Source organism: Sulfitobacter sp. SH22 (assembly GCF_965641905.1).
Lineage (GTDB): Bacteria > Pseudomonadota > Alphaproteobacteria > Rhodobacterales > Rhodobacteraceae > Sulfitobacter.
Map to the genome: position 1 here is coordinate 3,357,554 of NZ_OZ282573.1, position 23,388 is coordinate 3,380,941.

The 23,388-nt window shown below is 60.6% G+C and carries 21 protein-coding genes and 1 tRNA gene; 8 read left to right on the forward strand and 14 right to left on the reverse strand.

All coding sequences use genetic code 11. From position 1 onward, the window contains the following. Positions 1-84: 84 nt before the first annotated feature. The 4 genes from ACSQ13_RS18380 to ACSQ13_RS18395 form a co-directional block, all read right to left on the reverse strand. A complete protein-coding gene (locus ACSQ13_RS18380) occupies positions 85-963 on the reverse strand; it encodes a transglutaminase family protein (protein ID WP_295511333.1) in 879 nt (292 codons plus the stop codon). A gap of 3 nt (positions 964-966) precedes the next feature. Then, a complete protein-coding gene (locus tag ACSQ13_RS18385) occupies positions 967-3,357 on the reverse strand; it encodes a circularly permuted type 2 ATP-grasp protein (protein ID WP_176251194.1) in 2,391 nt (796 codons plus the stop codon). A gap of 3 nt (positions 3,358-3,360) precedes the next feature. Beyond that, complete coding sequence (locus ACSQ13_RS18390) at positions 3,361-6,672, reverse strand: DUF2126 domain-containing protein (RefSeq protein WP_295511338.1); 3,312 nt, start codon at positions 6,670-6,672, stop codon at positions 3,361-3,363. A 429-nt stretch (positions 6,673-7,101) separates the two neighbouring features. Continuing rightward, positions 7,102-7,176: transfer RNA gene (locus ACSQ13_RS18395), tRNA-Thr, on the reverse strand. A gap of 84 nt (positions 7,177-7,260) precedes the next feature. On the opposite strand from ACSQ13_RS18395, the gene ACSQ13_RS18400 reads away from it, so the two are divergent. From ACSQ13_RS18400 to ACSQ13_RS18425, 6 genes are all read left to right on the forward strand, one after another. Then, complete coding sequence (locus ACSQ13_RS18400; RefSeq protein WP_295511340.1) at positions 7,261-7,431, forward strand: hypothetical protein; 171 nt, start codon at positions 7,261-7,263, stop codon at positions 7,429-7,431. Positions 7,432-7,434: 3 nt separating this feature from the next. Beyond that, a complete protein-coding gene (murA, locus tag ACSQ13_RS18405) occupies positions 7,435-8,706 on the forward strand; it encodes a UDP-N-acetylglucosamine 1-carboxyvinyltransferase (RefSeq protein ID WP_176251197.1) in 1,272 nt (423 codons plus the stop codon). After that, the gene (locus tag ACSQ13_RS18410; RefSeq protein ID WP_295511343.1) at positions 8,703-9,179 is read left to right on the forward strand and encodes a DUF2948 family protein; all 477 of its coding nucleotides are present in this window, start codon (positions 8,703-8,705) and stop codon (positions 9,177-9,179) included. Before murA ends, ACSQ13_RS18410 begins: the two co-directional genes overlap by 4 nt. 89 nt (positions 9,180-9,268) lie before the next feature. Next, on the forward strand, positions 9,269-10,570 hold the full coding sequence (gene hisD / locus ACSQ13_RS18415; protein WP_295511345.1) for a histidinol dehydrogenase: 1,302 nt from the start codon (positions 9,269-9,271) through the stop codon (positions 10,568-10,570). Positions 10,571-10,643: 73 nt separating this feature from the next. After that, positions 10,644-11,123, forward strand: a complete 480-nt coding sequence (locus ACSQ13_RS18420) for a UPF0262 family protein (protein ID WP_176251200.1) — start codon at positions 10,644-10,646, stop codon at positions 11,121-11,123. Then, positions 11,124-11,588 (forward strand): low molecular weight phosphatase family protein, encoded by a 465-nt coding sequence (locus ACSQ13_RS18425; protein WP_176251201.1) that lies wholly within the window; start codon positions 11,124-11,126, stop codon positions 11,586-11,588. A gap of 17 nt (positions 11,589-11,605) precedes the next feature. On the opposite strand, the gene ACSQ13_RS18430 is transcribed toward ACSQ13_RS18425, so the two are convergent. After that, complete coding sequence (locus ACSQ13_RS18430; protein ID WP_255200255.1) at positions 11,606-11,965, reverse strand: hypothetical protein; 360 nt, start codon at positions 11,963-11,965, stop codon at positions 11,606-11,608. A gap of 370 nt (positions 11,966-12,335) precedes the next feature. Here ACSQ13_RS18430 and lepA point away from each other — a divergent pair, with 370 nt between their 5' ends. Next, positions 12,336-14,135, forward strand: coding sequence for a translation elongation factor 4 (gene lepA / locus ACSQ13_RS18435; RefSeq protein WP_295511349.1), 1,800 nt, complete (start codon positions 12,336-12,338; stop codon positions 14,133-14,135). A 336-nt stretch (positions 14,136-14,471) separates the two neighbouring features. Here lepA and ACSQ13_RS18440 read toward each other — a convergent pair whose 3' ends face one another. Further along, the gene (locus tag ACSQ13_RS18440; RefSeq protein WP_435988115.1) at positions 14,472-15,404 is read right to left on the reverse strand and encodes an IS5 family transposase; all 933 of its coding nucleotides are present in this window, start codon (positions 15,402-15,404) and stop codon (positions 14,472-14,474) included. Between the two features lie 427 nt (positions 15,405-15,831). Continuing rightward, positions 15,832-16,341 carry an REP-associated tyrosine transposase gene (locus ACSQ13_RS18445; RefSeq protein ID WP_295508264.1) on the reverse strand — a complete coding sequence of 170 codons (510 nt, stop codon included), beginning with the start codon at positions 16,339-16,341 and terminating at the stop codon, positions 15,832-15,834. A 70-nt stretch (positions 16,342-16,411) separates the two neighbouring features. Between ACSQ13_RS18445 and ACSQ13_RS18450 the strand changes: the two genes are divergently transcribed. After that, positions 16,412-16,909 (forward strand): alkylphosphonate utilization protein, encoded by a 498-nt coding sequence (locus ACSQ13_RS18450; protein WP_295508267.1) that lies wholly within the window; start codon positions 16,412-16,414, stop codon positions 16,907-16,909. Here ACSQ13_RS18450 and ACSQ13_RS18455 read toward each other — a convergent pair. Genes ACSQ13_RS18455 through ACSQ13_RS18485 form a run of 7 tightly spaced genes read right to left on the reverse strand, consistent with a single transcriptional unit; the run spans position 16,906 to position 23,375 of the window. After that, positions 16,906-17,382: a class I SAM-dependent methyltransferase gene (locus tag ACSQ13_RS18455; protein WP_295508270.1), complete on the reverse strand. Its 477-nt coding sequence runs from the start codon at positions 17,380-17,382 to the stop codon at positions 16,906-16,908. The two genes, ACSQ13_RS18450 and ACSQ13_RS18455, sit on opposite strands and share 4 nt — an antisense overlap. Beyond that, positions 17,369-18,142 carry a polysaccharide deacetylase family protein gene (locus ACSQ13_RS18460; protein WP_295508272.1) on the reverse strand — a complete coding sequence of 258 codons (774 nt, stop codon included), beginning with the start codon at positions 18,140-18,142 and terminating at the stop codon, positions 17,369-17,371. Before ACSQ13_RS18460 ends, ACSQ13_RS18455 begins: the two co-directional genes overlap by 14 nt. Next, positions 18,139-19,281, reverse strand: a complete 1,143-nt coding sequence (locus ACSQ13_RS18465) for a glycosyltransferase family protein (protein WP_176251208.1) — start codon at positions 19,279-19,281, stop codon at positions 18,139-18,141. Before ACSQ13_RS18465 ends, ACSQ13_RS18460 begins: the two co-directional genes overlap by 4 nt. Next, positions 19,278-19,859, reverse strand: coding sequence for a histidine phosphatase family protein (locus tag ACSQ13_RS18470; protein ID WP_295508277.1), 582 nt, complete (start codon positions 19,857-19,859; stop codon positions 19,278-19,280). The genes ACSQ13_RS18465 and ACSQ13_RS18470 overlap by 4 nt, the downstream gene beginning before the upstream one ends. Next, the gene (locus tag ACSQ13_RS18475) at positions 19,856-20,932 is read right to left on the reverse strand and encodes a glycosyltransferase family 4 protein (protein ID WP_295508280.1); all 1,077 of its coding nucleotides are present in this window, start codon (positions 20,930-20,932) and stop codon (positions 19,856-19,858) included. Before ACSQ13_RS18475 ends, ACSQ13_RS18470 begins: the two co-directional genes overlap by 4 nt. Continuing rightward, the gene (locus ACSQ13_RS18480) at positions 20,932-22,173 is read right to left on the reverse strand and encodes a glycosyltransferase family 4 protein (protein ID WP_295508283.1); all 1,242 of its coding nucleotides are present in this window, start codon (positions 22,171-22,173) and stop codon (positions 20,932-20,934) included. Before ACSQ13_RS18480 ends, ACSQ13_RS18475 begins: the two co-directional genes overlap by 1 nt. Further along, positions 22,170-23,375, reverse strand: coding sequence for a glycosyltransferase family protein (locus ACSQ13_RS18485; protein ID WP_176251211.1), 1,206 nt, complete (start codon positions 23,373-23,375; stop codon positions 22,170-22,172). Before ACSQ13_RS18485 ends, ACSQ13_RS18480 begins: the two co-directional genes overlap by 4 nt. Between the last annotated feature and the right edge of the window lie 13 nt (positions 23,376-23,388).

Below are 23,388 nucleotides of genomic sequence, written 5' to 3' on the forward strand. Positions count from 1 at the left end.
CTCCCAATCGGGAGGATAATGACGGTTAATCCCTCTGGATCAATGAAATTGTGACATGGGGGGCGGACGGGGCCTGCCCCGGCTTCAGTCAACCACGGCCATATCGACGGCTTGGGAATTGACCTGCGCCCCCGAGGATCGCAAATGCCCGATCACCGGGCTGACATCCGAATAGTCGCGCCCAAAGGCCACAACGATGTGATCGGTGCCCACCAATGTCGCATTGGTCGGGTCATATTCGACCCAGCCTTGCGCAGCGCCGCACCACGCGCGGACCCACGCGTGCATGGCATCGACGCCTTCCAGCTTGACGCCGCCGGGGGGCGGCAAGGTCCGCAGGAAACCGCTGACATAGCCGGACGGAATACCAAGGGACTGCAAGGCAATGATCATGATATGGGAAAAATCCTGACACACGCCGCGACGCTTTGAAAATGCCTCGGCGGCGTCGGTGTCAACATCTGTCGCGGTCGCGTCAAAGGTCATCGCCCCGTGCAATGCCAGCCCCAGCTGGCAGATGATATCGGCGACGGGTGCCGACAGATCGCAGGTGTCGCGGGCGAAACGGGCGATGTCGGCGTTTGGCAGCAGGCGCGGGGCAGGCCCCAGAAAATGCAGCGGCGAAGCAGGCCCAAGGTCGCGCGACCGGGACAGATCAAGCGCAAGCTGCCCCAGCCCGCTGCCACCTGAATGGTGTCCGGCAGGGGCCATGACGCCGACCCGCGCAGACATGCGGATCACCATTTTCTGATGTTGCTCTGAGTGGGTGACAGAGCTGACGGCATTGCCGAAGAAATCAACGCTATCGTGGCGATTGTCGGGTGGGGGGAAGATGTCGATCAGATGCGCCGTCAGATGTTGCCGGTTCGCAATCTCGCGCGGCAGCACCCGCAAGGCATGACGCCCGTTTCCGGCGGCCTGCGCATAGCGGTGCGAGATGGTAAGGCGGATATCATAGCGCATCGGTCAGACCAGATGTGCTTGGGTCAGGGCATCGGCGATCGACCAGATATCGCGCTGGATTTTCAGCAATACCTTTGGCGTCAGCTCGGCCGGGGTGCTGGCCGCAAGCTGAGTTTCCAGCAACAACGTTTTGCGGGCCACTTCTGACAGGACATGGCTGCTGCTTTGCCCCGGGAGGTCGGAAATATGCCATTTGGCGCGGGACAGATGATAGCGGATCGAGCGGGGGTTCTGGTCGTCGACGCCCAGCATGTCGGCCACCGCAACCGGGTCCGCCAGAATGGAGAATCGCGCGCGATAGGACACCACGCTATCGCCGATCTCGAGCGCCAGATCCAACGCACCGTCGGGCGCGTCGGGCGACAGCAGTTTGGCAAGCAAATGCGCCATGTTGGATGCCCGTTCCAGCGAGATGCCAACGCTTAGAAAGCGCCACCCGTCCGACCGGTACATGTTCTCGTGGACCAGCCCTGCAAATCCGGTGATCTTGCGCAGCAAAACGCTGATCTCTTTGGGGATGTCCTCAAGCGGGACATGGCGGTTTTTCAGGCCGTCGGTTGTTGCAACCAGATCATGCAGCGCCATCATCCCGTCGGGAGAAAACCTGTCCCCGATCCGCCGCGCCGCAACAAGTGCCTGTTCAAGCGGGGATTCGAAGGTGGCGGCCATGGCACCGGAGCTTGCGGCCACACCGCCCATCAGGTGATCGCGCAGATAACGCAACAGCGGTGCATCTGGGTTGCCGCCGTCGTTAATGCGGGCAAAGCAGGCCCTGAACAGCCGCATGTTATGTTCTGCGCGTTCAACGTATCGGCCCAGCCAGAACAGGTTATCCGCCGCGCGGCTGGGCAGGGCAGCCCGTGCCGACAGACGCTGGGTCGAGCCGGACCCTGAGACCAGCAGGCTGGGGGTTTCGACCGTATTGCCGCCGGTGATCCAGACATCGGCCACCTTGCCGCCGCGCTGCATGGCAAAGGCGGTTGCATCATCCCCCGCACTGACCCGCGCATAGCCGCCGGGCATCACCTGCCAGCCTTGTGGGGTGCGGGCCACAAACAGGCGGATGCACATGGGCCGCGCCACCAATGCACCGTATTCATAGGTCGGGGTGGTCGAAAGGGTGATCACCTCTTGGCCGACCAGTTCGCGGCCCGACCGGTTCAGCAGTTCTGTCATCTTGCCCGCTTCTTGCGGGCTTGCGGTTTGGGTATCGGCCATCATCGGTTCGGTGGAAAAGGCGGAGCCGACGATCATCCGGTCCCGGTTGGCAATCACATGGTCGCGTTTGCTTTGCTCGCCGCACCACCATGTCGCGATATTGGGCAGTTTCAGCGCTTCGCCGAAATGCTGGCGGGCAATCTTGGGCAGGAACGCCATCAACGCGCGCGTCTCGAGCACGGCGGCCCCGATGGAGTTGACCATATTGACCCGTTGCCGGGCCAAGGCATCCACCAAACCGGGCGTCCCGATCAGCGATGTCTGGTCCAGCGCAAGCGGATCGGTCAGCGCGCTTGGGATACGGTTCCAGATGACGCTGACAGGTTTCGGCCCTGCAACGGTGCGCACCATAACATTGCCGTCTTGCACGATCAGGTCTTCGCCCTCGACCAGCAGCAGGCCCAGATACCGCGCGATATAGGCGTGTTCGGCATAGTTCTGGTTGCCCTGACCGGGCGAAAGCAGGGCGATTTGCCCGTCTGATTTGCCGCGCAGTTCGAACAATTGTTGCTGAAAGTCGCGAAAGAACCCGGCAATCCGCTGGATATTGGCGCTCGTGAAGAAATTCGGGAAAACCTTGGTCATCGCCACACGGTTTTCGATGGCAAAACCGGCGGTTGACGGTGCTTCGACCAGATCGCTGATGACCCACCATTTGCCATCGGGCCCGCGCCCGATTTCAAAGGACAGCAGGTTCAGGAAATGCCCCGACGCCGGTTCAACGCCGACCATGGGCCGCAGCCACGCGGGGTTCTGGGTCAGCAGGGTTGCGGGCAATTGCCCCGAGGACACCAGTTCGGCGGGGCCATATAGATCGCGCAGCACATAATCCAAAAGCTCGGCACGCTGGATAAGCCCTTCCGAGATGCGCTCGAATTCGTCCTGATCCAGGATCACCGGAACGGGGCTTAGGGGCCAATCACGGTCTTCGGATGCGGTGTCGTTATATTGGCGGAACCGCACACCTGCGTCGTGCAGATATTGGTTGCCGCGTGCAAAACGATGCGCAATGTCCTGATCGCCCAACCCCTGCAAGTGGTCCAGAAACGGCTGCCAGACCGGTTTCACGTTTCCGGCCTTGTCCACCATCTCGTCGCGCGCACCGGCCTGTTGCCGGTATGCGGTCAACAGGTCACGGGGCGCGCTTTGCGTTTGGGAGGTGGGGGATTTTTGCATCTGTTACAAACCGGGACGCCGCCGCAAATCAAGCGTCATGGGGAATTCGGGATGCGGCGTTTCATCAGGCGGGGTGAAGCTGCTGGTCGTATGGCCCATCGGTTCAAACCGCGAAAGACGCCGCGCCTCTGCCTCGTTGCCATTCACGGGGAAGGTATCGAAATTCCGCCCGCCGGGATGCGCCACGTGATAGCGGCAGCCGCCCAGGGAACGCCCCGTCCATGTGTCGTAGATATCGAACGTCAGGGGCGCGTCGACCTCAAGCACCGGATGCAGCGATACCGCAGGTTTCCACGCTTTGAACCGCACGCCGCCAACGCGTTCTTCGGTCTTGGCAGTTTGCTGAAGGGGCACGAACCGCTGGTTCGCCGTCACGCGATAGCGGTCGGGGTTGGGGCCGGTCAGCTTGACCTGCAAGCGTTCCACCGAACTGTCGGTATAGCGCACCGTGCCGCCGATCGCGCCGGTTTCACCCAACACATGCCAGGGCTCTAGCGCCTGACGCAGTTCCAGCGTCATGCCCTCATAGGTGACATCACCGCAGAAGGGGAAACGGAACTCGGCCTGCGCTTTGAACCACGCGGGGTCCAGCGCCATGCCGTGCCCCTTGAGGTCGTCCAGCACGTCCAGAAAGTCATCCCAGATACAGGCGGGCAGCATGAAACGGTCGTGCAGGGTGGTGCCCCAACGGGTCAGCTTGCCGCTGATCGGATGTTCCCAGCAGCGCGTGATGATGGCGCGGATCAAGACCTGCTGGGCAAGGCTCATCCTCGGGTTCGGGGGCATCTCGAAGCCGCGGAACTCGACCAGACCCAGACGGCCTGTGGGGCCATCGGGGGAATAGAGCTTGTCGATGCAAATCTCGGTCCGGTGGGTGTTTCCGGTCACGTCGATCAGGCTGTTGCGCAGCAAACGGTCGGTCAGCCATGGCGGGGGCGGGGTGCCTTCGGCCGGTGGCCAGATCTGGTCCAGCGCGATTTCCAACTCGTACAGCGCATCATGACGCGCCTCGTCGATGCGGGGCGCCTGGGATGTGGGCCCGACGAAGGTGCCCGAGAACAGATAGGACAGGCTGGGATGACGCTGCCAGAACAGGATCAGGCTTTTGAGCAGATCAGGGCGGCGCAGGAACGGGCTGTCGGTGGTGGTTGCCCCGCCAACAACAACGTGGTTGCCGCCGCCGGTGCCGGTATGCCGCCCGTCGATCATGAACTTGTCCGTGCCCAGACGGGTCTGGCGGGCTTCCTCGTAAACCGTTTCGGTGGTGTGCACACATTCCGCCCAGGACGCGGCAGGATGCACGTTGACCTCAAGCACACCGGGGTCGGGGGCCACGCGGATCACGTCGATGCGCGGATCGCTGGGCGGCGAATACCCTTCGATCAACACCTTGCGGCCAATGGTCTTGGCGGCGTTTTCCGTGGCCGAGATCAGTTCGAGGTAATCCTCGAGCGTTTCAACAGGCGGCAGGAACACGCACAGCTTGCCATCACGCGGTTCAACCGAGATCGCGGTGCGCACGGCACCGGTCAGGTCGCCCAGCGTTTGTTCCACCTGCGTCTGGCTGATGCTGGTATCTTCGGTGCGGCTGGCAATCGCCTGAGGGCGCTCCTGCTCAGGCGCGACCAGCGGTGTGCGCGGCTCTGACGGGTCTTGGGGATAGACGAAAGGATAGTCGCTGGCGGGGATATGGGGCAGGGTGCCAAGCGGCAAACGGTAGCCCACAGGGCTGTCGCCCGAAACCAGATACACTTTGCCACGGCGCAGGTTCCAGACCTCTGACATCCAGCGGCTTTCTGCACGGGCCTGCCAGCGTTGAACCGGCAAAACATAGCCCGCAGGCGCGGTCAGCCCGCGTTCAAACACCTTCGCGATGCGGGCGCGTTCTTCGGGGTCTTTCAGCTTGGAATTCTCGGGCGTGACGTTTTCGGGCAGGTTGCTTTCCTTGATGATCCACTCGGCAGGGTCCTCAAAGGCGGGCAGCACGTTTTCACCGGGTACGGACAGGCTGCGCGCGATTTCGACCAACAGCGCCTGTGCGTCACTGGGGCCGACATCTTCGTGCGTGTCCTCGCGCGCCAGCAGATCGACGTCTTTCCAGATCGGATGCCCGTCCTTGCGCCAGAACATCGAGAACGTCCAACGCGGCAGGGTTTCGCCCGGATACCATTTGCCCTGACCGTAATGCAGCAAACCGCCGGTCGAGAATTTATCCTGCAAGCGGCGGATCAGCTTATCTGCCAGCCCGCGTTTGGTGGGGCCAACGGCATCGGTGTTCCATTCGGACCCCTCAAAATCGTCAATCGACACGAATGTGGGCTCGCCGCCCATGGTCAGGCGCACATCGCCCGCCTCAAGCCGTTTGTCGATGTCCTGCCCCAGTTTGTTCAGCGCGTCCCACGATACATCCGAAAACGGCTTGGTGATGCGCGGGTGCTCTGCCGTGCGCCTGACCTGCATATCGAACGAGAAATCGACCTCGGCATAGGATGCGACACCGGCGATCGGCGCGGCGTTCTGGTAATGCGGGGTGGCGGCCAGTGGCACATGGCTTTCGCCCGCCAGCAGCCCCGATGTCGGGTCAAGACCAACCCAGCCCGCGCCGGGCAGATACACCTCGACCCAGGCATGCAGATCGGTGAAATCTGTTTCGGTCCCCGACGGGCCATCAAGGGCTTTCAAGTCAGGTTTCAGCTGGATCAGATAGCCGGACACGAACCGCGCTGCCAAACCCAGATTGCGCAGGATCTGCACCAGCAACCAACTGCTGTCGCGACACGACCCCGAGGCACGGCCAAGGGTCACCTCGGCGGTTTGCACGCCCGGTTCCATGCGAATCTCGTAGTTGATCTCGGACGCCAGTCGGCTGTTGAGCATCACTAGAAAATCGACCGTGACCATCGGATCGCGCGACACCGTCTTCATGAAATCCGACAACAGCGGGCCGACAGGCTCCGCTTGCATATAGATGCTCAGGTCGGGCGCTATTTCATCGCCATATGTAAAGGGGAACTTGGTCGCAGATTCCTCGACGAAAAAATCGAACGGGTTGTAGACCGACATGTCAGCGACCAGATCGACCTCGATCTTGAACTCCATCACCGGTTCGGGAAACACGAAACGCGCCAGCCAGTTACCATAAGGGTCTTGCTGGTGATTCACAAAATGATTTTCCGGCGACACCTTGAGGGAATGCGAAATCACCCGAGTGCGCGAATGCGGGGCAGGGCGCAGGCGGATAATCTGCGGCCCCAGCGTGACCGGACGGTCATATTTGTAATGCGTAAGGTGATAGATACTGGCGGTAATTGACATAAATTGGGTGCTCCTGAAGTCAGCATGGCGACTTGGGTGCAGGGCAGCAACACAATAAGGCTGCCATTCCGGCCACCTGTCGGCAATTTGACCGGATCGCATTTTGCTGGCTGCCGTATTGTGCTGTTGTTTCAGTCGGGTAGCAGGATTTTCAGGGTTCATCCCCAAAGACTGCGTTTCGCCGCTCTGCCTAATTTATCAGCAAAGATGTCCGGCGATTTCATGCCCTCCAAGGTGCCGTTGCGCAGGAAAGTTCAGGGCCGCCAAAAAAATCACCGCGCGCGACCACATCAAACAAAAATTCGAAAAAACCGAAACATCCCCGAACATAGCGCGCAAGACAGAGTCGGTCGCAATGATGGGCCGACAAATTGCGGCCCGCGGGTTTCATGCGAAACCGTGTCTAAGCGCCTGTTTATATGGGGATAATGGTGCTGAAGGGGAGGATTGAACTCCCGACCTCGTCATTACCAATGACGCGCTCTACCACTGAGCTACTCCAGCACGTTGGGCGGCTGATTAGACGCATTCTTAATATGGTGCAAGGGCTATCTGGACCCTGACTGCCCGCTGCGCTAGACAATCGACATGTCACAAGGTACCGCCCCTCCAAAGCCCAAGAACGCCAAGGCCATCCGCGAGGATCGCCTCAAGGCTGCGCTGAAGGCAAATATGGGTCGGCGCAAGGCGCAAGCACGCGCGCGCCGGGCAGAGAAAACGACAGACAACGGCCAAGCTGGCCAAGATACGGAAGGCTGAACGATGGATTCGATTGTGGTCAAAGGCGGCGGCGCGCTGTCGGGACAAATTCCCATCGCAGGGGCCAAGAACGCATGTCTGACCCTGATGCCGGCCTGCCTGCTGTCAGAAGAACCCTTGACGCTGACAAATGCGCCGCGCCTTTCCGACATTCGCACCATGACCGAATTGCTGCGCTCGCTTGGGGCCGAAGTCACCTCCATGCAGGACGGTCAGGTGCTGGCGATGTCCTGCCACGGCGCAATCAACACCCGCGCCGAATATGACATCGTGCGTAAAATGCGGGCGTCCAATCTGGTGCTTGGCCCGCTGCTGGCACGCGAAGGCCATGCACAGGTGTCGCTGCCCGGCGGCTGTGCCATTGGCGCGCGTCCGATGGATATTCACACCGACAGCCTCGAACTGATGGGGGCCCAGATCGACCTGCGCGACGGTTACCTGCATGCCAAGGCGGCGGGCGGAAAACTGAAAGGCGCTGTGATTGATTTCCCCTTTGCCAGCGTCGGGGCCACGGAAAACATCATGATGGCCGCGACATTGGCCAAAGGCACGACGGTGATCAATAACGCGGCCCGCGAACCCGAAATCGTCGATCTTGCCGATTGCCTGCGCGCCATGGGGGCGCAAATCGACGGCGACGGCACCAGCCGTATCGAAATTCAGGGCGTTGACCGTTTGCACGGTGCCACCCACCGCGTCGTGACCGACCGGATCGAACTGGGCACCTATATGCTGGCCCCCGCCATTTGCGGCGGCGAGGTCGAATTGCTGGGCGGTCGCATCAACCTGCTGCAAGCGTTCTGCGAGAAACTGGACGCCGCGGGCATTGATGTGATGGAAACCGAAAAGGGCCTCAAGGTTGCCCGTCGCAATGGGTCGATCCAGGCGGTGAATGTGACGACCGAACCTTTCCCCGGTTTCCCCACCGACTTGCAGGCACAGATGATGGCCCTGCTATGCACCGCGCAGGGTACCTCGGTGCTGGAAGAAAAGATCTTTGAGAACCGCTTCATGCACGCGCCCGAACTGATCCGCATGGGGGCCGAAATCGAAGTCCACGGCGGCACCGCGACAGTGACCGGCGTCAAAAAACTCAAAGGCGCACCGGTGATGGCGACCGATTTGCGCGCCTCGGTGTCGCTGATCCTTGCTGCGATGGCCGCCGAAGGCGAAACCAAGGTCAGCCGTGTCTATCACCTGGATCGCGGCTACGAACATGTCGTGGCCAAACTGCGCGGCGTCGGTGCCAACATCGAGCGGATCAAAGACCAATGACCCGGGATCAGGACGCACGTTTCGAAGACGGCCGCGAGGCACCCTTGAACCTTGGTGCCCTGGATGCCGAGGATCTCAAAGTGATCTCGTCGCTCACCCAAGACGCGGTGTTCCCTGCCTCTGAAATGCGCTGGCACCAGAAGGGCGCGCGTTTCGCCTTGCTGCTGAACCGCGTGCGCTGGGAAGACAACGGAAAAACCCGCCATGCGGCAGAGCGTGTGCAGTCGGTCCTGATGTTCAACAACGTGCAGCGTGTATCGACCCAAGGGGTCACCAAGGGCGACGCCGACACGATCCTGTCGCTGCTCCACATCGAATTCAAAGAAACCGACGCACCATCGGGGGATGTCCTTTTGACCCTCGCCGGTGACGGTGCGATCCGGCTGAGCGTCGAAGCGCTCGAGGTGACCTTGAAAGACGTGACCAAACCCTATGTTGCCCCGTCCCGCAAGCTGCCGGAACATCCGGCCTGACCTGCTTCTCTGGCTCTTAAATATCCAAAAACAACATTCCCTTGCAAAGCCCCGCCCGATATCGGGCAACCGGCTGAAAAGGACATCAAATGCCCCAGTTTCTAGACCATTCCCAGCCTGATTTCGAAGCCGCCTTTACAGCCCTGCTGTCGGCCAAGCGCGAAGAAAGCACGGATGTCGACGATACAGTCGCCGACATCATCGCGCAGGTCCGCGAAAACGGCGATGCCGCCGTGATTGCGCTGACCCAGCAGTTCGACCGCATCGCCCTGACGCCTGACACCCTGCGCATCACGGCTGCCGAGGTCGACGCCGCCGTGACCCAGGTCTCGGCCGAGGACTGCGCCGCGCTGGAGCTGGCCGCCACCCGCATCCGCGATTACCATGCCCGCCAACTGCCCGAAGACGCGGAATGGACGGATGCGGTCGGCGCGACCTTGGGCTGGCGCTGGACGGCTGTGTCGGCTGCGGGTCTCTATGTGCCCGGCGGGCTTGCCAGCTATCCGTCGTCTGTGTTGATGAACGCGATACCAGCCAAGGTTGCAGGGGTGGAGCGTCTGGCGATGGTGGTGCCGACACCTGACGGCATTCTCAATCCGCTGGTCCTGCTGGCCGCGCGCATCGCGGGTGTCGATGAAATCTACCGGATTGGTGGCGCGCAGGCTGTTGCGGCATTGGCCTATGGCACCGCCACAATTCCGCCCGTCGACAAGATCACCGGGCCGGGCAATGCCTATGTCGCCGCAGCCAAGCGCCGCGTGTTCGGCAAGGTCGGCATTGATATGATCGCGGGCCCGTCCGAGATTTTGGTGATTGCCGATGGCGATAACGATCCGGACTGGATCGCCCTTGATCTGCTGTCGCAGGCCGAACATGACGAAAGCGCGCAATCCATTCTGATCACGACTGATGCGAGCTTTGGCAAGGCCGTCGCGGCAGCCGTTGAAAAACGTCTTGAGACGCTTGAGCGGCGCAAGATCGCGGGTGCAAGCTGGCGCGACAACGGGGCGATCCTCACGGTTCCGGATCTGGCCGTTGCTGCCAAGCTCAGCAACCGCATCGCCCCCGAGCATCTTGAGCTATGCGTGGCGGATGTGGATGGTTTGAGCGCGCAAATCACCCATGCCGGCGCGATTTTTCTGGGCCAATGGACGCCCGAGGCCATCGGCGACTATATCGGCGGTCCGAACCACGTCTTGCCGACGGCACGGTCGGCGCGATTCTCTTCGGGGCTGTCGGTGCTTGATTTCATGAAACGCACCACACTTGCCCGCATGACACCCCAAGCCTTGCGCGCGATCGGGCCATCTGCTGAACGGCTTGCCCGCTCCGAAAGCCTCGAGGCCCACGGCCTGTCGGTCACCGCCCGTCTGGGCAAGCTGAATTTGTGACGCCGCGACCAGATTGAACAACCCATTTGGGCGGTCTATGGTCGCCCGAACCTAAGTATGAATTGAGAAGCCAATGTCTCGGATCACGCATATCGTGCTTGACGACGCAAACCTGCCGCCGCCCACGCCCGAGATCGAGCAGGAACGCAAAGTCGCGTTGTTTGACCTGCTCGAAGAGAACGTTTTTTCCCTGCCGCGCAGGGATGACCGCCCCGTGCCTGAAGGGCCCTATCATCTGGGGCTTTCGATCCGGGACAAACGTCTGGTGTTTGATGTGAACACCGAAAAGGATGAAAAAGCGGCGGAATTCCATTTGTCGCTGGGGCCGTTCCGGCAGGTCGTCAAAGACTATTTCCAGATTTGCGAATCCTATTTCGAGGCGGTCAAGAAATCCGCCCCCGCACAGATCGAAACCATCGACATGGCCCGCCGTGGCATCCACAACGAAGGGTCGCGGGTGCTCCAGGAGCGTCTGGAAGGCAAAGCCGAGATTGACACAGACACGGCACGACGTCTTTTCACCCTGATCTGCGTCCTGCATTACGGCGGATAGATGGTCGAAAAACTGCCCCAATCGGTGCTGTTTTGCTGCGATCACAACGCGGTCCGGTCCCCTATGGCCGAAGGGTTGATGAAAAAGTTCTACGGCACGGGCACCTATGTCCAATCCGTCGGCGTCATGAATGATCTCGAGATTGACGGCTTTTCAATCGCCGTTTGTCAGGAGCTGGATGTCGAACTGTCGCGCCACCGGTCGCGCAGCTTTGACGAGATGGAAAACTGGGGCGACGATCTAAGCTCGTTCGATCTGGTCATCGCGCTAAGCCCCGCCAGCCAGCGCCGCGCGTTGGAACTGACGCGTTTCTATCACCTGGCTGTGGAATATTGGCCAATCCTTGATCCCACAGGGTTGGGCGAAACCCGCGAAGCAAAGATGGCGCAATACCGCGCGGCCCGCGACCAGATCAAAGACCGGCTGATTGCCCGTTTCGGAGAGCCGACCTGCCCCGATAGTTAAACCTCAAGGGCGGCAGTTCACGCCGCGCTGCACAGGGTTTGCGCCGTGTTGCCATAGGCTTTCCATGCGGCCCAGAAAGCATTGTCGCTGGCGCGGTCGGATTGGCGTGCCTGTTGCAGAATATGGGGGTCTTTGAACACCTGAACGCCGCGGCGCTGGTCTGATGCCGAAAGCTCGCGGTCTGCAACCGCCTGGATGCAGCCACAACGCGCCCGGCTGGCCTGCTTGCGCCCGGCCGCCAGACAGGCCGAATTGATCGGTCCGGTGGCGAATAAAACCGCCCCGCCACCATAGCCGCCGCTGGGGTTATAGCCGCGCGGCCCGCCACAGGCTGCCAAAGCGGACAGCGCACAGATCATCGTAAGAATTCGTACCATTCGAGTGCCCCATTTTTGGCGCGCCGGGTTGATCCCGTTTGCTGGCCTTCTGCTGTGGCAACTATGCAGGAAAACAAAGGAGGGGGCAATTCACGAATGGTTTGTCCTGCCGCGCTTAGCGATCACAGAAACGGGAGCCGGTTTCTTTGCAGTGCTTAGCGGCATTTCCAGTGTTTTCGGCTGCGTCCAAAGGTATGCGCAGCGCCGTTTTCGCTGATGCGGCACATCGCGTCCATGCTGGGTGCAAGCCAAGCGTTTGTGCCTGTCGCAGGCGAAAAATCGATTTCTGCCGCGCAACAGCCCAATCATCCGCACGCAAGGCCAATCCGCCCCATTGACCAGCGCTCAAATCCGCACCATATCCCTCAACATGACACCACTTTCACACATCCGCAATTTCTCCATCGTCGCCCATATCGACCATGGTAAATCCACGCTCGCTGATCGCCTCATCCAAGAGACGAACACAGTCGCCTTGCGCGATATGAAAGAGCAAATGCTAGACAGCATGGACATCGAACGCGAACGGGGCATCACGATCAAGGCCCAGACCGTGCGGATCGATTATACCGCGCTTAACGGCGAGAATTACGTTCTCAACCTGATCGACACCCCCGGTCACGTCGACTTTGCCTATGAGGTGTCGCGGTCCATGCGCGCCGTCGAAGGGTCTTTGCTGGTTGTGGACAGCACCCAGGGCGTCGAAGCGCAGACTTTGGCCAACGTGTATCACGCGCTGGATGCGGATCACGAGATCGTGCCGGTCCTGAACAAGATCGACCTGCCCGCCACCGATTGCGACCGTGTGGCCGAACAGATCGAAGACGTGATCGGCATCGATGCCTCAGAGGCGATCCGCGTGTCGGCCAAGACCGGTGTCGGCATTGTCGAAACCCTCGAGGCCGTCGTGCACCGTCTGCCTGCCCCCAAGGGTACGCTGGACGCGCCGCTGAAAGCGATGCTGGTTGATTCGTGGTACGACAGCTATCTGGGCGTGATCGTTCTGGTGCGCATCATGGATGGTCAGCTGAAAAAGGGCGACCGCATCCGCATGATGCAGAACGGGTCTGTGCACCACGTTGACCGCATCGGCGTGTTCCGCCCTGCGATGACCGAAATTGACGTGCTGGGACCGGGAGATATCGGCTTTCTCACCGCGTCGATCAAACAGGTCCGCGACACCCGCGTCGGTGATACCATCACCCACGAGAAAAAAGGCTGTGACAAGGCATTGCCGGGCTTCAAGCCTGCGCAGCCTGTGGTGTTCTGTGGCCTGTTCCCCGTGGACGCTGCCGAATTCGAAGACCTGCGTGACAGCATCGAAAAACTGGCGCTGAATGACGCGTCTTTCAGCTTCGAGATGGAAACCTCGGCCGCACTTGGTTTCGGCTTCCGCTGCGGTTTCTTGGGCCTGCTGCACCTCGAGGTGATCCGCGACCGGATCGAACGCGAATATGACATTGACCTGATCACCACCGCGCCGTCGGTTATTTACGACATCCACATGAAAGACGGCACCGTCACGCAGTTGCACAACCCTGCCGACATGGTCGATCTGACATTCGTGGACCACATCGAAGAGCCGCGCATCAAGGCGACGATCCTTGTGCCCGATGACTATCTGGGCGACGTTCTCAAGCTGTGCCAGGACCGTCGTGGCATCCAGATGGACCTGACCTATGCGGGCAGCCGCGCGATGGTGGTCTATGACCTGCCGCTGAACGAAGTGGTCTTCGACTTTTACGACCGTCTGAAATCGGTGACCAAGGGCTATGCGTCCTTTGACTATCAGATGATTGGCTACCGTCAGGACAATCTGGTGAAAATGTCGATCCTTGTGAACGACGAACCTGTGGATGCCCTGTCAACCATGGTCCACCGCGACCGCGCCGAAACGCGCGGCCGTGCGATGGTCGAAAAGCTCAAAGACCTGATCCCGCGCCACATGTTCAAGATCCCGATCCAGGCGGCCATCGGCGGCAAAGTCATCGCCCGCGAGACACTGTCCGCGATGCGCAAGGACGTGACGGCGAAATGTTATGGCGGCGACGCCTCGCGCAAGCGCAAGCTGCTGGACAAGCAGAAGGCCGGTAAGAAGAAGATGCGCCAGTTCGGTAAGGTGGATATCCCTCAGGAAGCTTTCATCAGCGCACTGAAAATGGACGGGTAAAAAGCACTTAAGGTCAGCAGCTTTTAGCTGCTGACCTTAAGTGACGGTGGGAGGCAGCGTATTGCAAAGCAATGCGCGTTCCCACTGGGTGCGAAGGTGATTAACGTTTTTCTACGAATATCTCCTTTTTATTGCGAGAGCGGCTCGTTCGATCTCTGGAAACAGCGCACTTTCAGTTATTCCGACTTGGGCTAGCTCTTTAATAAAACGTGGTTTGGATTCTTCTGAAATATCTATGATCTCAAAGTCAATGTGCTTCATATTGCTATTGTTAGGTTGGTCGGCTTTGTTGCACAAATCGGGTGAAGGACGTTTTTCCCCTTCCCCCAGACGGACTTAGCTTACAGGCTCAGTGATGGGTATGCCAAGAGCGGTGTAGCGGTTGAGGACGGCGATACGGACTTGGATTTCCGCGACCTGCCTTTCGAAGTCCCTGGCCATTAGCGATTGGCCGAGTAGTTTTATACAATGCATCTTCGTTTCGACGCGGCTTCGGCGATGGTATCCACTCCAGCGTCGCCACAGAGTGCGACCCAAGTATCGCTGCGCACTGACCGCGTCATTTCGGGCAATAGCTCCGGCGCTCGTCGGTTTCCAGGGCTTGGCATTCTTGCGTGGCGGGATCACTGCATGGGCCTCTCTGGCGGCAATCGCCTCGTGGCATTTACGCGTGTCATACGCCCCATCTGCGGTGACGCTGCCGATGTCTTGATCGGGCGGGATTTGGTTCAGAAGTTCGGGCAGAATGGGAGCGTCTCCGACGTTGCTGCTGGTGACCTCAACCGTCCGAACCTCCAGTGTTTCCTCATCGATTCCAATATGAATCTTGCGCCAGATGCGTCGTTTGGAGACACCATGCTTACGGGCATTCCATTCGCCCTCTCCTTCGGCTTTGATACCGGTGCTGTCGATGAGCAGGTTCAGCGGTCCTTTGGACCCGCGATACGGCAAGCTCACGTTCAGTGTTTTCTGACGTCGACATAAGGTGCTGAAATCCGGCGCGGCCCAATCCAGCCCGACCAGTCGCAGCAGGCTCTGGACGAACCCAGTTGTCTGTCGAAGCGGCAGGCCAAACAGGACTTTCAGCGTCAAGCAGGTCTGAATGGCGGCGTCACTGAATTGTTGCTGCCGACCGCGCTTGCCGCTTGGCGGCGGCGTCCAAACCATCTCTGGATCAAACCAGATCGACAACGATCCACGTTGCTTCAAGCTGTCATTGTAGGATGACCAATTCGTGGTCTTATATTTGGTAGGGGTCCAACTGCTCATGCCTTCCAGTTATCACGCTGGATTCATACAGTGAATCCCATCCGAGGATTTGTGCAACAAAGCCCTGCTGCGCTATAAGTTGCCTGATCATTAGATGTTCGGCGGATTTATGGTTCTGATTTCGAAAGATGGAAGGGGAGACTTTGTGTTCTTTGCTGGAATGGCCTCTAAAAAATAATTGGGTATTAGGATATTCGTTTTCGAGGTGGGCCAGTTTTCGAATGAAGCCCTCAAGACTGGTAATTGGCTTTGGCATTATATCTCCAAGGTTCATATCTCACATAAGAAGCTGAATTTTCTTTTTTTCTGAGTACAGCCAAGAATTGTGGCATTTGAAAGGGAAGTCTAGCGCTCATTGAGCGTTTCCTAGTGAGCAGGCTGCCCAAAACCCACACCTACCCCCCTCAACCACCTCAACGCGTGGTCTTCACCCACCCAAAGCCACAAATTCCCCACGCCGGGTCGCCCGATGGACCGATGAATGCGGCCACGCGTCGGGGCGCTCGACAAACCCATGTTTGACGGGGTTCCAATGGCAATACCCCACATGGGCTGCAAAATCTGCTTCGTCCCGGATGAAATGCTCCCAAAACCGCCGCTGCCAGATGCCTGCGTCGCCTTTACGGCGTTTGCTCGGGCTTTGCGGTAGGGTGGGGTTGAACCCCACCCTACGCACCTCGCGGGTGAATCGCGATTTGATGGCACCCCACCGGACCGAAAAATCCGCATCACCGCACGGCAGCGTCCATACCGTGTGCAGATGGTCCGGCAGCACCACAAAGGCGTCGATCTGAAAGGGGCGTTCGGCCATCGTGATCCGCACGGCCCTGCGCAGCGCGGACACCTCGCGCAGCAGCAGGTCAGACGCTCGGTCAGCTAGACAGACGGTGAAAAAATAGGTGCCTCCGGGCACATGGATGCGGCGGTATGCGCTCATGGTTTCAGGCTCTATGATTTTGGTTAACAACCCATTGCGCCCCGCACAGCGCCGCCCTAAACCTCACCCCATGACATGCCCCCTTTGCACAGCAGATGCCCCGCTCGTTTCCGTCCCCGTCACTGGCGGCCCCGCTGACGCGAGCGTCGATATTTGCGGCCTCTGCGCTGATCCGCAAACGCCAGCCGATCACTTCCGTCCCCTCGCGTCGACGATGTGGACCGAGGATGCAGCGTTTCAGGTCTATGCGGCGCGGACGCTCAAGCGGCTGGATACCGATTGGTCGCGCGATCTGCTGGAACAGTTGTATCTGGATGACGAAACCCAGATCTGGGCCGATAACGTGGCCGCCCCGACGGATCACAAAGACAGCAACGGGGTGCCGCTAAGCCAGGGCGATACGGTCGTGTTGATCAAGGATCTGCCCGTCAAAGGCGGCGGTTTTACGGCCAAGCGTGGCACGGCGGTGCACCGCATTTCACTGGTGCAGGACAACCCGGCCCATATCGAAGGGCGCGTCGAGGGCCAGCGGATCGTGATCCTGACCGAGTTCGTCAAAAAGCGTTAGGCGCGGTAAAACAGATAGCGCTTGGCATCGACGCTGTCGGGGCCTTTGATCGGGTCAAAGCCTTCCATCGGATCTTGGGAAATGATCAACCCGCCGGGTGCCATCAGGGGGGCGATATGTTGGCTCATTTTTGTGCTTAGTGCTGTGTCATGGTCTGCGACGCCGATGCCCAGCTCATAATGGACAAGGGCAAGCCGGACCCCTGCGCGCGCCAGTTGTTGCAGCATTTCATCTGCGTCGCCTTGCAGAAAATCGCTGCGGGGGGGCACGCAGGACGGATGGGCATTCATTTCGCGGTCGATGACCCAGATGCGGCGATCCGGCAGTTGTTGGCGTAGGTGGTCAAAGGTGCGCCCGTTGCCCAAGCCCAGTTCCAGCACGTCGCCTTTGATGTCCGCAATCTGGTTTGCGGCCCAGTTTAATCCATCGATTTGCGCGCTCAACCGGCGGCGCATTGATTCAAGTCTGCTCATGCGGTGTGTCCTTTTCGGGTCTGGAAAGGTCGGCGGGCGTGGCACCCCCGTCCAACAGCGTGGTAAGGCAGCTTTGACTGAAATCCCAGATATCTTCGTCATGCACCAGATGGTGGGTCAGAAAACCCATGGGTTCGGTCGCATCGGTGATGCCCTGCCTGCGGTCTTGCAGCAGTTTCACCATATGCGCGACCAGTTCATCCGTGGGCGCAAGCCCGCGAGTGCCACGCCAGAAAATCGGGTCGATATGGGTATTGATCTGCGCAAGTCCGGGTGCGGCCCATGTGTTCTTGCGCGGCAGGTATGTCGACACCCCGACATAGCCCAAGGCCGCAAGATCGGGCAGCAGCGCGCTGTCCAACCGGTTCCACGGCGGCACAAAGATCGGCAGGAAGTGATCTGCAAACAGCAGTTTCATCCGGTCAATGGCACGGCCCGCATCGCCAAGCGCTGCCTCGCGGGGGTGGCCGAATTCGGCTTTCTTGTGCCCCTCGGGGGCGTGGCTGACATGTTGCCATCCATGAACGAGCGGGATCACCTGATCCTGATCCGCACAGAACTTTGCCAATGACGGCTGCGCCAGCTTCGGAATAACGGCGGCATGGACGGGCAGGCCCAGCGTGTTTGCAAGCGCTGTCAGGCGGTCCAGCGCTGGCGTGGGTTCCACCGCGTCATCATCGCGCCACCAGATCGGCAGGGGGCGCTGCTCTGCGCGCCAGAGGGCCAGTTCCGAATTCAGGGGGGACCAGTCAATTTTCATCGCTGTTCCCCGCGCATTGCTAGCGTGATGCGCACAGTTTCGACGGCCCCGTCAAAACCGTCGATGCGCGGGGCCCGTCGGGGTGCATCCAGCACCGCTGTCACGGCCCCCAGCAGGGTTTCCGCCGACAGGTTGGAATTGCGCAGAACGCCGATGCCGTCCAGTTGCGCCAAAGCGTCGGCGCGCAGGCCTTGTTCGACTTCGCTGCCTGCATCAAAGGGGATGAACACCGCCGCTGCACCGCTTTGCAGGATATCCAATGCGGTGTTGTAGCCACATAAGGACACCGACGCTGCGGCATGATACAGCATCTGCCGGAATTCAGGGCGTGCGGGTTCGATGATCACATTTGCAGGCGCGTCCCGCATCAAATCACCGCTGCGCTTTGCGGCGTCTTGCCCGCCCAGCAACAGCCGCCACTGCCGCTGATCGGGATCCAGTCTGGCGGCAGCAAGGGCCGCGTCAAACACATGTTGACCAACGTCACCACCGCCCGCGCTTACGATGATCTCTCCCGCGCCCAGCCCGTCCGGATGGGCCGCAGCGGGCGGGGGGGCGACATATCCGGTATAGCGCAGCTTGGCCTCCAAGGCATCCGACACGGGCCAGCTAAGCGACAGCGGCGCAACCTCGGCATCGGAATGCACCAGCACAGCGTCATAGAATTGTGCGACCAGATCATCGGCAAGGGCGGCTTTGGCAGGTTTTGACGGCGGGGCAAGGATATCGCGCACCGACGCGCAGATCAGCGGTGGGTGGGGTAGGGCCTTTGCGGCGTCCAGCAGGGCAGTAAACTCTGCCCCAAGGATACGTCTGCCAAAGGGAAACAGTTCGGTTATCAAAACATCGGGCTGGTACGACTGAACGGTCGCGGTCAGCATCTTGATGCGGGCGTCAAACAGGGCTGGTTCGGCCTCGGCTCCATCGCCATCCAGCAGCCGTGCGAAATTCACCCCGTCAGACCGGAGCGGCGGGAGCTGGACCATCTTGATCCCGTCACTGGTCAACTGGGATGCGGCCATGCCGCCGGTGACAACGACCGTATCATGCCCTGCGCTTTGGTAGGCGCGCGCCAGCGTCAGGGCGCGGGCCAGATGGCCGGTCCCCAGCAGATGCGTGACGATGATGCAAACTTTCATAGGCGGTGGTCCAGTCGGATTTGGTCGGGGGATGCCTGCCATCCGGTTGGGTAAATCTCTATCAGATATAGGCGGTTCCGTTTGACCTGAAAGGGGGGATCGCCCTTGAAATCCCAGCCCAAGGCATGGGCCAGCAGAACCCGCATGACCCCGATATGGCACACAGCGACGGTATTGCGGGTCAATCCGTTGGCCCAAGGCACCAGCCGGGACCGCAGATGTGCGGGGCTTTCGCCGCCGGGGGGCGTGTAATCCCAGCCCCAATATTCAATGTCGCGAAACCCGCTGGACGGATCCGCTTTCAGGTCAATGCCACGCAGGCCTTCCCATGCGCCCCAGTCCATCTCCATCAAGGCGGGGCTGGTCTGCGGCGGTCTGCCTGCGACCAGTTCGGCGGTTTGCACTGCACGGGCCAGCGGGCTTGAAGCCAGATCGGCACTGTCCCACGGCGCGGGCAGGGACAGACCGGCAAGCTGCGCGCGGGCATCGTCGTCCAGCGGAATATCGGTGCGCCCCTGAATGCGGCCTGCGCGGTTCCAGTGGGTGTGGCCGTGGCGCAAAAGGGCAAGCTGGATCATCGGTGAACTCCGCAGGTCGCAAGGGCGGCAAACAAGGTCTCAGCGGCGGCGGGTAGCAGGTGGTGCGCTGCCACATGGGCCTGCGCCTGCGTGCCACGCCGTTGCCGAAGCGCAGGATCGGACAGCAACCCTTGCAGCCGCGCGGCGAGCGGGGCGATGCCGTCCTCGGGCTTGGGGTAATCACCGGGGGCCAGCACATCGCGCACACCGGGTCTGTCCTGCGCCACCACGGGCAAGCCGGCGGCCTGCGCCTCAAGATAGGCAAGGCCAAAGGCCTCGTTCACCCCCGGCCAGAACAACAGCGACGAGGTGCGATAGACGCCTTCCAAGGCGACTGCATCCAGCTGGCCCAGAAACTGCACCGCCGGCCCGAACGGTGCCATCAGGCGTTCAACCTTGGCGCGCGCCCGCCCGTCCCCTGCAATGCGCAGCGACCAGCCATCGTTTGGCAACTGCGCCAATGTGTCGGCGATGATCTGATAGGACGCCAGCTTGTCCCCCTCGCGCATCATCCCAACGGCCAGCATTGGGCCAACCGGCGCAACCGCCGTGTCGACGCTGTCGCGCAACAGAAAGGGCGGCAGGTGGATCAACCGCTGGCGTCCGGCGCGGTCCCGATGCAGCGTTTCGGCATCGCGGTGGGTGAAATAAAAGATGACATCCGCAGCATCGCTGGCAGCTTCGGCCGCTTGGGCGAAGGCGGCCCAAGGGCCTGACAGACGTTTGCGGGCGCGTGTCGCCTCGATCAGCAGATAGGGAATGCCCAAGGCCCGCGCGACCGAGGGGCCGATCAGATCGGGGGCCTTGTAGTAGTTGTGGTAGGTGACCCAAGCCCGCCAGCCTTCGGTCTGGCCCAACACCGTCAGGCGGGCGATTTCTGCTTGCGCTTGTGCCAACAGATCGCGTTGCAGGGCCGCATCGCCCGCGCCGTCACGGGACCGCAACGTACTGGCCATTGTCACTGTCGCCCCGCCATATTCAAACGCCGCAATCAGGGCGCGTGCCATTGCACGGTCCCCCGACGGGTTCGGATGATCGGGGGCCTTTAGCGGGGCATAGAACGCAAGGCGCATCAGGCCGTCAGGGCCAGCATCGCCCCAAGCCGCTGGTGAAGCTGGCGAATGCCGGGGGCCATGGTGAATTCGGCGTGCAGGCGCGTGTGCGCGGCCTCGGCCAGTCGGGGGCCAAGATCGGGATCGGCGGCGAAATCTTGCATCGCCCCGGCCAGCGCGGGGGGGGCATCGTCACTAAGAATGCCGCTGACGCCGCTGTCGATAAATTCGGGGATCGCGGATACAGGGGTGCTGAGGATCGGGAGCTTCTGGCTTGCGGCTTCCATCAAGACATTGGGCAAACCGTCGCGGTCGCCATCCTTGGCAATGCGCGACGGCAGAACGAAAAGATCGGCCTTGCGCATTTCGGCAATCACCTCGGGCTGGTCACAGGCACCGCGCCAGATAATGCGGTCGTTGATGCCGTGATCGCGGGCGCGTTTTTTCATCTCGTCCGACAGGGTGCCGCCGCCAATATGGGTCCAGTGCCAGTCCAGCGTCTTTGGCAGCAGCGCCAGCGCGTCGATCAGATTGTCAAAACCCTTTTTCTCGACCATGCGGCCAACAGACATCATCTGGAAGGGGGCGGCTTGGCTGCGCGTTGCGCGTGTCGGTGCGTCAGGAAACCGCGACAGGTCGAGCCCGTGATAGACCAGATCAATCCGGCCGGGGTCAGCGGCCAGATCACGCAGATGTTTTGCGCCAAATTCGGTGCAGGTCGCCCCGAAAGCAGCCCCGTGCGTGGCCGGGTCCAGCTTTTCGCGCAATTCCCATTCCGGCGATGTCCAGATGTCCTTGGCATGGGCCGAAAAGCCCCACGGGAGATCCCGCAGGATCGCCGCATAGCGCGCGACCGAGGACGGGGTATGCAGGAAATGCGCATAAATCCCGCGGGTGTCAGCGGGCAGTTCATGGGCCATCACGCAGGCCTGCCCGAAACGGCGGCGGCGGTTGGGAGTGTCATCGCGGGCCAGATCACGCTCGAATGCATCAAGCGCTTGGGCATAGCCGGGCATGGATTGCGCGGCCTCGCGGGCTGCGGCAACGCGGGCCGGATCATCGCGCAGGTATTCGGGAAGATAGCGCACCTTTGCGCGCAGACGGTCATGCAGCGGGTGGGTTTTAACGTCGGTCGGGTGGCGCAATGACCAGATGTCAAAGCGCAAACCGGCCTCTTCAAGGGCGACAAGCTCTTGGGCGATAAACGTCTCGGACAGGCGCGGCCAGCCTTTGACGACAACCGCAAGAGGGGTCTGGGTCATTCCGCGTCATCCATCAGGATGGCGGCGCGTTCTATCACCACTTTCAAACCGTCAAGGATACCATCGGCCCCCGCTTCGGAGGGTTTGTTCTGCTGCGGCAAATGCCGGATCGCGGCAATCATCGCGTCTGCAGTCATGCCATCGCGTTTTTCATCCAGCATCCGCACAAGGCCCAGCTCTTCGGCGCGGCTGGCCCTGATCCACTGTTCCAGACGCGGGACGGTGCGCGGCACGATCACGGCACGTTTGTCAAAAGACAGCACCTCGCAAAAGGTGTTGTAGCCGCCCATGCACACAACGCCCTCGGCCCCGACGAACAAGGCTTCGATCCGGCTGTCAAAGCCGACAGCCGTGACCCGCCCGTTCAGTTTCTCAACGCGTGCATCAAAGGCGTCGCGCACATCACCTGACAGGAAGGGGCCGTAAATCAGAACCGCATTGGGGGCAAGATCGGGGTCTTTTTCATAAGCTTCCAGCACCAGTGACACCATGGCAGCCCCGTCGCCGCCGCCGCCCGGTGTGATCAGCACATAGGGGTGTTCGGGAAGATCAACTTCGTCGCTGGTTTCACGGCGCAAATAGCCGGTCCAGTGCATCCGGCTGCGGGTTTTGTCCGACAGGGCCAGCCCTTTGGTCGGGTCATAGATATCGCGGTCGCCATAGACCCAGATTTCGTCATAAAAGTTTTCGGTCGCTTCAATCGCGTTCTTGCGGTCCCATTCAGCGGCCAGCACCTTGGGTTCATCCAACACATCGCGCAGGCCCAGAACTGTTTTGGCTTTGCCATGGTCGCGCAGGAATTCGAGGCTGGGGATCAGTTCGCCGCGAAAGCCCGATGGTTCCTTGTCCACGATCAACAGGTCGGGTTCATATTTTTCGATGGCGGTTTTGATCAGCCCCGACCGAAGCGCGGTGATTTCGTCGATATCCAGCCCCAGGGTCTGCGACACATAGGTCCCGTCAGCCAGTTTGGTTACACCGGGCAAACGAATATGGTCAACGCGTTCGGGAAATGTAAACCGCCCCGCCACAGGGGAGCCGGTCAATATGATCGCTGATGCAGTATCATCGCCTGCGGTCAGGGCGGCGGCCAATGCGCGGGACCGGCGCAGGTGCCCCAACCCGAACGTATCGTGGCTGTAAAACATGATCCGGTGCGAAAGCTTCCCTGCAAGCGCGGGTTTTTTGGGCAATTGGCTCATTCGCCGGTCCTAA